Below are 6938 nucleotides of genomic sequence, written 5' to 3' on the forward strand. Positions count from 1 at the left end.
GCCGGGGGGAAGGGCTGGCCGGGGCGCGGCCCCGACCAGCCCTTCCCCCCGGCCGGTCGGGGCCTTTTCTCTCTTCCTCACGCGGGCAGCGGACCCCTGCGGCACCGCGGCGCCGAACGGGCCGTCGTGCCCCGCTGGCCGAGGGCGTGCCGTCCTCCCGGCAGTGCCGTGTCGGCGAGCTTGCTACACGGCCGGCCGCCGCAGCTCACACGAGGCGGGCGCCGAGGAGAACGACGAGAAGCGCGAGAGTCGGCAGCGCTCCCGCCCGGGCGCGTGGGGGAGCCGTGTACTTCGGCTGGGCGGCCCGGGCCGGCTGCCGCGCGTTCTTGTCTTCCCGGTGAGGAAGAGGCGCGGGCGGGGCGGCCGGTGTGTGCAGGGACGGTTCGCCGTCCACCGGGGTGAGGACAGGGCCGGCAGTCCACTGCTCAGGGCCCCATGCGCCATGGGTGCTTGTGTCGTAGGGGGCAGCCGCCCAGGCTTCGTAGCCGTATGCGTCGTGTTGGCGCTCGGGGCGCGCGGTCGCGTCTTCCTGGTAGCCGTGCGGGGCGGGCTGGGTGCCCGCGAAGTCGTGCCCGAACAGTGCGTCGTAGGTGAGCTGGTCGGGGGTCCAGTAGCCGTATCCGTACGGCCGGCGTTCGGCGGTTCCCTGCGGGGGGACCCACTGGGGAGGGCTCGCCGCTTCGGGGTTCCGTGGCCGCTGCCGCCGTTTCGGCGGTGGGGTTGGGCGGAAGCGGGATGTAGACGTATTGCGGCGTGTGCGCGTGGCTGAGCTGCGTTGCCAGGGCGGCAACGGCGGGCTTCTCCTCGAGGAGCCGGAGGTTCTGCTCGCGCAGGACGCAGACCTCCGTCTGAAGCAGGCCGGCCTGCGGGGTGCCGCCGCAGAGGGGGCGGCGGCGGGGTGGTCCGTCACGGGGTGGCGTTCGCCGACCGGGGTAGAGGGAGGAGGTATGTGCAAGCTGCACGACTGCGGGGGAGTCGTCCCCGTCTCCTGGTGCGCCGAGCACGGGGACGCGGTTGGCCCGGTGATGGAGTGGCACCCCGGCGGCGGAGTCCGGTGCGGAACTGCGCACCCGATCGCTCACCAGTCACTGACCCCGTGACCGATCGGCCACGGCATCGGTCACCGGAAGAGCACCGACTGTCAAGTGCCGAGATGGAGTGGCATGACGGGGCTGCCTACGTCGGTCTTACTTGAGACACGGGCCACTACCTGTGGACCTTCTCAAGACGAAAGGCACGTAAATGGGCACCAGGCTGGCAAAGGAAATTCGGGTTACCTTGAAAGAGATAAGGTGCTCGAAGGTTGGCGACGACGACGGAGACACCCTTGAAATCTATGGCCATCTGGACGCGCTGGGCGTATTCGTAGATGCAAACGGGCATTTCCAGCCAGGATTCACGGGAACGCTGTGGCGCCGTCAGGATAACGACGTAGTCCGAATGGCTGAGACTAACCAACTTTTCCCGAACACGTCTGCAACATTCCTCGTCTTCGAGGGTGACTTCTTGTGGGTTGGTGGTCACCTCAAAGAAGACGATGATTTCGACGCAGATGACGATATGGGCATTCGGCACCAGGCAATACTCTATAGGAACATAGCCAGTACCGGCTCCGGTCACGTTAGCGTTAAATTTAACCAGTCTGGCCAAGCAGTTGAAACAAAGTTCGGAATCGAAGTGCTGCGGGAATTCCGCGCAGAGGTCCCGTAGCCGAGTTCGTCACCACCAACCAGTCCCAGCAGCCGTCCGTCCCGCAGCCCTCGGGTCCGGACCCGGTGCTGCTCCTGGTGCTGGGGATCGTCGTCGTCCTGGTCCTCGGCGCCACGTTCTACCTGTGCATGGTCCACCCGTCGTTGGCCGCCCCGATCGGCGCCGTGGGCGGGATCGCCTCGGCGCTGGCCACCGCGTTCGGGGTCGCGATCGCGCTTCGCCGACGATGACGCACACCGTGGCGGAGTAACGCACAGATTGACGATTCCCCATGTCAGAGCGGTGCGGGCGTCTGCTGGCCGGATGCAGTGAGTACGTGGAGCGGGGCCGTCACGAACCGGTGGCGGCCCCGCTTCGCTGTGCTCGGGACCGGGCGCCAGGCGTCCTCCGGGCGAGTGAATCCGGCCCCCGTGTACGCGTAGGCGACTTGTGCGGTGTGCCTACAACTCGCCCCGGAATCATGCCTATTGACATCAATCGGGATCTTTCGGCATGTTTCGGGCGCGGCCCGGTCGGGTCGCCGATGTGCGGAGTGGAGTGGGGTTCATGGTGCGTTCGGTGCGTGAGGTGTTCGACGAGGGGCAGGCGGCGAGCCGGCTGCGGGTGCCGGTCGCGGCGTGGCGGTGGGCGACCGGCTCGGGTCTGGTCCCGGCCGCGGACGTCGGGCCGGGCCGGTGGTCGCGTGCGGTGGTGGAGGCCGCCGACCCGGAAGCGGTCCGCGCCGCGCTGCGGGGTCCTCGGGGGCGGGGTGGGCCGCGGACCGGTTGACGGAGGCGCTCGGCACCCCGTTGCCGCGGTGCCGGCCGCGGGTGACGGCGGCTGCGGTCGGTCACCTGGTCCGGGCCGGGCTCCTCGTCTACCTCGGCGGTGAGGTCGAGTTCCCCGACGTCCACCCGGACCAGGTCAACACGCTCGCCCGCCGCCGGGACCTGCCCGCCCTGCTCGACCGGCACGTCCCCCTCGGCCCCGACCAGGCTGCCCGCCGGCTCGGCGTCCGCCGGGCCGACTTCGACGCCGCGGTGCGGCTCGGGTTCCTCTCCCCGGTCGGCACGGTGGAGGTCGACTACAAGTCCCACGGCGGGTGGACCACGGTGCCGCTCTACTCCGCCCAGGACGTCGCCCTGCTCCCGCTCGTCTGGCCGCTGGTGGACTGGCAGGCGGTGGCCACCGTCCGGCCCGGGCGTCGTTCTCCGCTCGCCGCTCTCACCCCGCTCGTCCCGGGCGAGGACCGGGTGCTGCTGGCGGAGGTGGGCGGATCGCAGGGGTGGGCCGGGCCGCGGCCGCGAACTGGCGCCGCCGGCACGACGACTTCCCGGCGCCGGTGGGCGGTACGGAGACGAGCCCGGAGTTTGACCGAGCCGCGGTCGTTTCCTGGTTGCTGGCCCACGGCAAGATCGCCGTACCCACGGAGACCCCGTCTGCCGCCCTGGTCGTCGCCGGAGCAGGCGGCGGTACGCGCCGTCCGGCTCGAGGACCCGCACCTGCTCCTGGCCGACGACGCCGAAGACGAGGACCGCCTTGGCTTTGTACACGAGTAGCGACGTCGTTTTGACGCGACATTGGGAGTCGCACGCTCGCGCGAATAGACGGTGTTCACGAGAACGGGAGGCAGTCGTCCCGGTCTTCGATCCACGGCCGCTTGAAGTCCGCGTATGGCGAGGAGGCTCGCGCCGGCCTGCCGAAGTGTGGCGTTCTTCGCGGCCTCCCCGGCCGGGAAGGGGCTGTGGTCAGTCTGTCGAGGCCCCTGCCACGTCGCCCCAAGCCTGTCTTGCCCCAGATTCTCGGCTGAGTTGACAGTCGCCTGCTGTCAGGTGCTCAGCGACTATTCGCCAGGCTTCGCCAGGGCACGTCACATGGTCCGCCACCTACGCCCGGGTGTCAGGTAGACGTGAGGCGTCGTCCCAGCCTGAGGAGTGGGCGTGCCTGCCAACTGCAGTCTTCCGGAGGGAGGTGAACATGCAGAAGCGGGCCAAGCGGCCGGACCAGCGCAAGCGGATCGGCCCAGACATCCGGGCGCAGGTGATCATTGCTGTGCTCGGCGCGGTCACATCGATCGCAGGGTGTGTGGCGGAGTTCGCGCGTTAGCAGCGATGTGGGCAGGTGAGGTACCGGACGGCAAGTCGCGGCCTGTGTGAAGCGGGCCCGACCGGCACATGATCGGCCGGACCCACCTCGACGCCCCGCACACCGCGGCCGGGGTTCTGGTTGCACAGAACCCCGGCCGCACTCGCGTACGGCCTCCAGCAGAACCGGAGAGGCATCTCATGTGCCAATTATCGCGTTCCCCCGACGGATAGCCCCATGGCGAAGGATGGCGCGGCCTTGCGAACGAAGTCCCATCACCGGTCAGGGGTCCGGCCTTGATAGACCCCCGCGGCGCTGAGGATCGACCCGAGGCCCCGGCTCCTGGGGTCGTTTCCGCAGTTCGGCGGTCGGTACCCGCCGGAGTCATGTCCGGCTCGCCCTAGCTACTGGCCAGTCAGCTGCCCCGTGGTGTCCCAGCGGGGATTTCGGAGCCTGATCGCCATGAGTGACTCCCGAACTCATCGATATCGATCACGGCGGTGGCGCCAAGACGACTCCCGAAGTCGCGAACAAGCGACTCCCGTTCTCGCGTCCAACGCCAACCGCCTGTCCGGATGGTCCACCGACGAGGACGCCGACGCGCTCGCCGCCCTGTCGGCAGGCACGTTCGGGCTGACCGTGAAGCATCTGGCCGCGCCCGGGACACCGCCTCTGGCCGTCCTCGGCGAGGCACGCGTGATCGACCGGTTCCGATCGGGCACGGGAGGCCTGCGCCTGACGATCGCCTGGCCGGCCGGCCTGCGCGGCACCGCCGCGTCAGGGCCGGGGGGCGGGCTGGTCCGCCACGGGATCGCGTACGCGGGGCCGGGCGCGGCCTGCGTATGCAGGCGGCACGACTGCGGTGGCCTGGTGCCCGTCTCCTGGTGCGCCGAGCACGGCGACGCCGCTGGGCCGGTGTTGGAGTGGCACCCCGAAGGCGGGATCCGTTGCACGGACCTGCGCCTGGGTCGTCTGGCCAGCGGCAGCCCTGTCCGCGGATCTACTGGATGAGGTGGGGGAGGGAGCCTGCGTCCCGGAGCTGGGTGATGCGGGCGGCGGTTTCGTCGGGTCCGTAGACGTCGATGATGCGGGCGACGGCGCTGATGGCGTAGGTGGCGATCCACTGGGCGTCATCAAGGTGGTGGCGGGGGGCGGCTCCGTCGTTGGCCAGGGCCATGACGGTGTCCGCGACGGGTCCGTGCATAGCGACGTGCTGGAGCCAGGCCCGTCCTGCAGGCCCGAGGACCACCGGCCGGTGGAGGGAGACGTCCGGGTGGGCGAGGACGGCATCGTGCAGCAGCCCCGAGAGCTGCTGGCGCGCGTAGGTCGAGGTGGTCGGGCAGACGGCGGTGTCGGCCGTGGCGGAGGCGATGGCCTCGGCGTCGTGGGTCAGGTGGGCCAGCATCAGGTCCAGGGCGGCCGTCTCACCGGCGATCTGCTGCGTACTGATCATGCCCGGTATAACGACGAAGCCCGCTGTCCGGGAGTGCCCTGCTCGGTGTCACACAAGTGGGTGGGACACCGGGCAGGCTCCGGTTAGGGTCGCTTCAGCCCGTGCCGATATGGCGTGCGCGGGTCAGGCCCGGTGCCCACCCGTTGGGGGCAGTACCACCGGGCCGACCCATCCGTCAGAACGAGACGTCGATGTAGTCGATGTCAGTGAATTCGACTTCGAGCTGGTCGGCGCGGGTTCCGCCGTCCTTGAAGTAGATGTCCTGGAGGCCTTCGGCGACGATCGCCCGGAGTTCCGGGTCTGGGGCGCCTTGTTGCTGGGCGTCGAAGAGGCGCTGCGCGTAGGCGGGTGGGAGGTGGACGGTCAGCCGGCGCATGCGGCCGTCGTCCGTGGTGCCGATGGGTGCGGTGTAGCCGAACCGGGCGCGGGTCTCGACGGTGATGCCGGTGCGGGTGGCGGCTTCCTTGCGCCGCCGGTTGCGCACCACGGGCTGCCAGCGTGCGCGTACGGCGGTGTCGATGCGGTCGGTGATGGCCTTGGGTGGGGTCTTGCGTTCGCCGGTGCGGTAGCGCTCGACGGACCGCTGGGTGATGCCGAGCTCGGCGGCCACGGCCCTGGTGGTCTTCAGCTTGCCCATCAGGAAGTTGATGCGGCCCTTCAGCGTCTTGGGCGGCTCCCGCGTGAACGTCTCGCGGTCCGCGCGCTCCAGGGCGTCGTCGATGTCCCCCACGGCTTCTATTCTCCTTCGTCGGTGACGGCGTCGCCGCCCTTGATGTGGCGGGCGGGGTTGTGGCCCTTCTCCATGAGGTCGACGGCCCACGCCATCTCCTGGACGCCTTCGACCTTCGCGAGGCCTGGCGTTGTCCCGAGGCGGAAGGCGCCGGGGAGGGGCTTGCCGGAGGTGGTGTAGGGGAGGAAGTCGAGCGGGGAGGGTCCGGACGACGCGTAGACGACGCAGTCGGACAGGACGCCGAGCGGGTACTGGCCGGTGGCCTTCGCGGTGTTGGCCATCTTGCGGTGCATGTTGACCCGCGCCTTGGAGATGACCGCGGCCCGGATGTCGGGCCGCCACGTCGGCCGCTCCAGCGCCGGCCACCGCTCCCCGTCGCGGTAGTGCCGTCCCTGGGGGCGCTCGCGGAGCTTGCCGATACCGCCCTTGACGGTGGCCTTGATCGCGGCCAGCACGGCCGCCATCCCCGGGTCGACCTGCTTGTGCTGCTCCATGGCGGCGAGGAACTGCCGGTCGTCCAAGTCCGGCGTGACGCCGAGGTCGGCGAGCGTGTCGGCGTACGCGGTCTTGAGGCGGTCGTGCCACGGATCCAGATAGGCGCCGGTCTCCCTGCGCAGGAACGCCTCGATGGGGGAGACGTCGTAGCCGAGTTCCTGGGCGTAGGCGAGGGTGTGGGTCTGGTACCAGGCCGGCCCGGTCGGCCGCTGCCCGGACGGGGTGAACGGCGAGGGCAGACGCGGGTCCAGCTCGATGTGTGAGAGGTCGACCAGCCAGGAGCCGGGGATCTTCTTGTTGAACTTCGGCGCGTGGAAGTGGTCGGGTGCGGAGAGGCCGACGACCAGGCGGGCGGAGGCGGCGAGGAACGCGGTGTTCAGGTCCAGGCCGACCGCGTACGGCAGCAGGCACTCCTCATCCGACAGCAGCTGGGGGTCCCGCACCCACTGGAACGCCTCCTCGTCCAGGAACCCACCGGCCCACCCC

The 6938-nt window shown here is 70.0% G+C and carries 8 protein-coding genes and 1 pseudogene; 6 read left to right on the forward strand and 3 right to left on the reverse strand.

The annotated features are described in order from the left end of the window. Positions 1 to 1242 precede the first annotated feature (1242 nt). The 6 genes from PV721_RS39255 (at position 1243) to PV721_RS39280 (ending at position 4785) form a co-directional block, all read left to right on the forward strand. Complete coding sequence (locus tag PV721_RS39255) at positions 1243 to 1710, forward strand: hypothetical protein (RefSeq protein ID WP_319733032.1); 468 nt, start codon at positions 1243 to 1245, stop codon at positions 1708 to 1710. A 65-nt stretch (positions 1711 to 1775) separates the two neighbouring features. Then, positions 1776 to 1940 (forward strand): hypothetical protein, encoded by a 165-nt coding sequence (locus PV721_RS39260; protein ID WP_319733034.1) that lies wholly within the window; start codon positions 1776 to 1778, stop codon positions 1938 to 1940. A gap of 316 nt (positions 1941 to 2256) precedes the next feature. After that, entirely contained in the window at positions 2257 to 2478 is a 222-nt protein-coding gene (locus tag PV721_RS39265; RefSeq protein WP_319733036.1) for a hypothetical protein, read from the forward strand. A 41-nt stretch (positions 2479 to 2519) separates the two neighbouring features. Then, the gene (locus PV721_RS39270; protein WP_319733045.1) at positions 2520 to 3248 is read left to right on the forward strand and encodes a hypothetical protein; all 729 of its coding nucleotides are present in this window, start codon (positions 2520 to 2522) and stop codon (positions 3246 to 3248) included. A 418-nt stretch (positions 3249 to 3666) separates the two neighbouring features. Continuing rightward, positions 3667 to 3795, forward strand: coding sequence for a hypothetical protein (locus PV721_RS39275; protein ID WP_319733038.1), 129 nt, complete (start codon positions 3667 to 3669; stop codon positions 3793 to 3795). Between the two features lie 441 nt (positions 3796 to 4236). Beyond that, on the forward strand, positions 4237 to 4785 hold the full coding sequence (locus PV721_RS39280) for a hypothetical protein (protein ID WP_319733040.1): 549 nt from the start codon (positions 4237 to 4239) through the stop codon (positions 4783 to 4785). On the opposite strand, the gene PV721_RS39285 is transcribed toward PV721_RS39280, so the two are convergent. The 3 genes and pseudogenes from PV721_RS39285 to PV721_RS39295 all read right to left on the reverse strand — a co-directional run. After that, positions 4775 to 5227 (reverse strand): hypothetical protein, encoded by a 453-nt coding sequence (locus PV721_RS39285; RefSeq protein WP_319733041.1) that lies wholly within the window; start codon positions 5225 to 5227, stop codon positions 4775 to 4777. The genes PV721_RS39280 and PV721_RS39285 overlap by 11 nt on opposite strands. A 175-nt stretch (positions 5228 to 5402) precedes the next feature. After that, positions 5403 to 5957, reverse strand: coding sequence for a telomere-protecting terminal protein Tpg (gene tpg / locus PV721_RS39290; RefSeq protein WP_319733043.1), 555 nt, complete (start codon positions 5955 to 5957; stop codon positions 5403 to 5405). 5 nt (positions 5958 to 5962) lie between these two features. Further along, positions 5963 to 6938, reverse strand: a pseudogene (locus PV721_RS39295) (transcriptional regulator); the annotation flags it as partial.

The sequence above is a fragment of the Streptomyces sp. MB09-01 genome (assembly GCF_033794505.1).
GTDB lineage: Bacteria > Actinomycetota > Actinomycetes > Streptomycetales > Streptomycetaceae > Streptomyces.

Coding starts and splice junctions, on each gene's coding strand:
- PV721_RS39275 (WP_319733038.1), top strand. CDS start 3,667: ATGCAGAAGCGGGCCAAGCGGCCGGACCAGCGCAAGCGGATCGGCCCA.
- PV721_RS39255 (WP_319733032.1), top strand. CDS start 1,243: ATGGGCACCAGGCTGGCAAAGGAAATTCGGGTTACCTTGAAAGAGATA.
- PV721_RS39285 (WP_319733041.1), bottom strand. CDS start 5,227: ATGATCAGTACGCAGCAGATCGCCGGTGAGACGGCCGCCCTGGACCTG.
- PV721_RS39265 (WP_319733036.1), top strand. CDS start 2,257: ATGGTGCGTTCGGTGCGTGAGGTGTTCGACGAGGGGCAGGCGGCGAGC.
- PV721_RS39280 (WP_319733040.1), top strand. CDS start 4,237: ATGAGTGACTCCCGAACTCATCGATATCGATCACGGCGGTGGCGCCAA.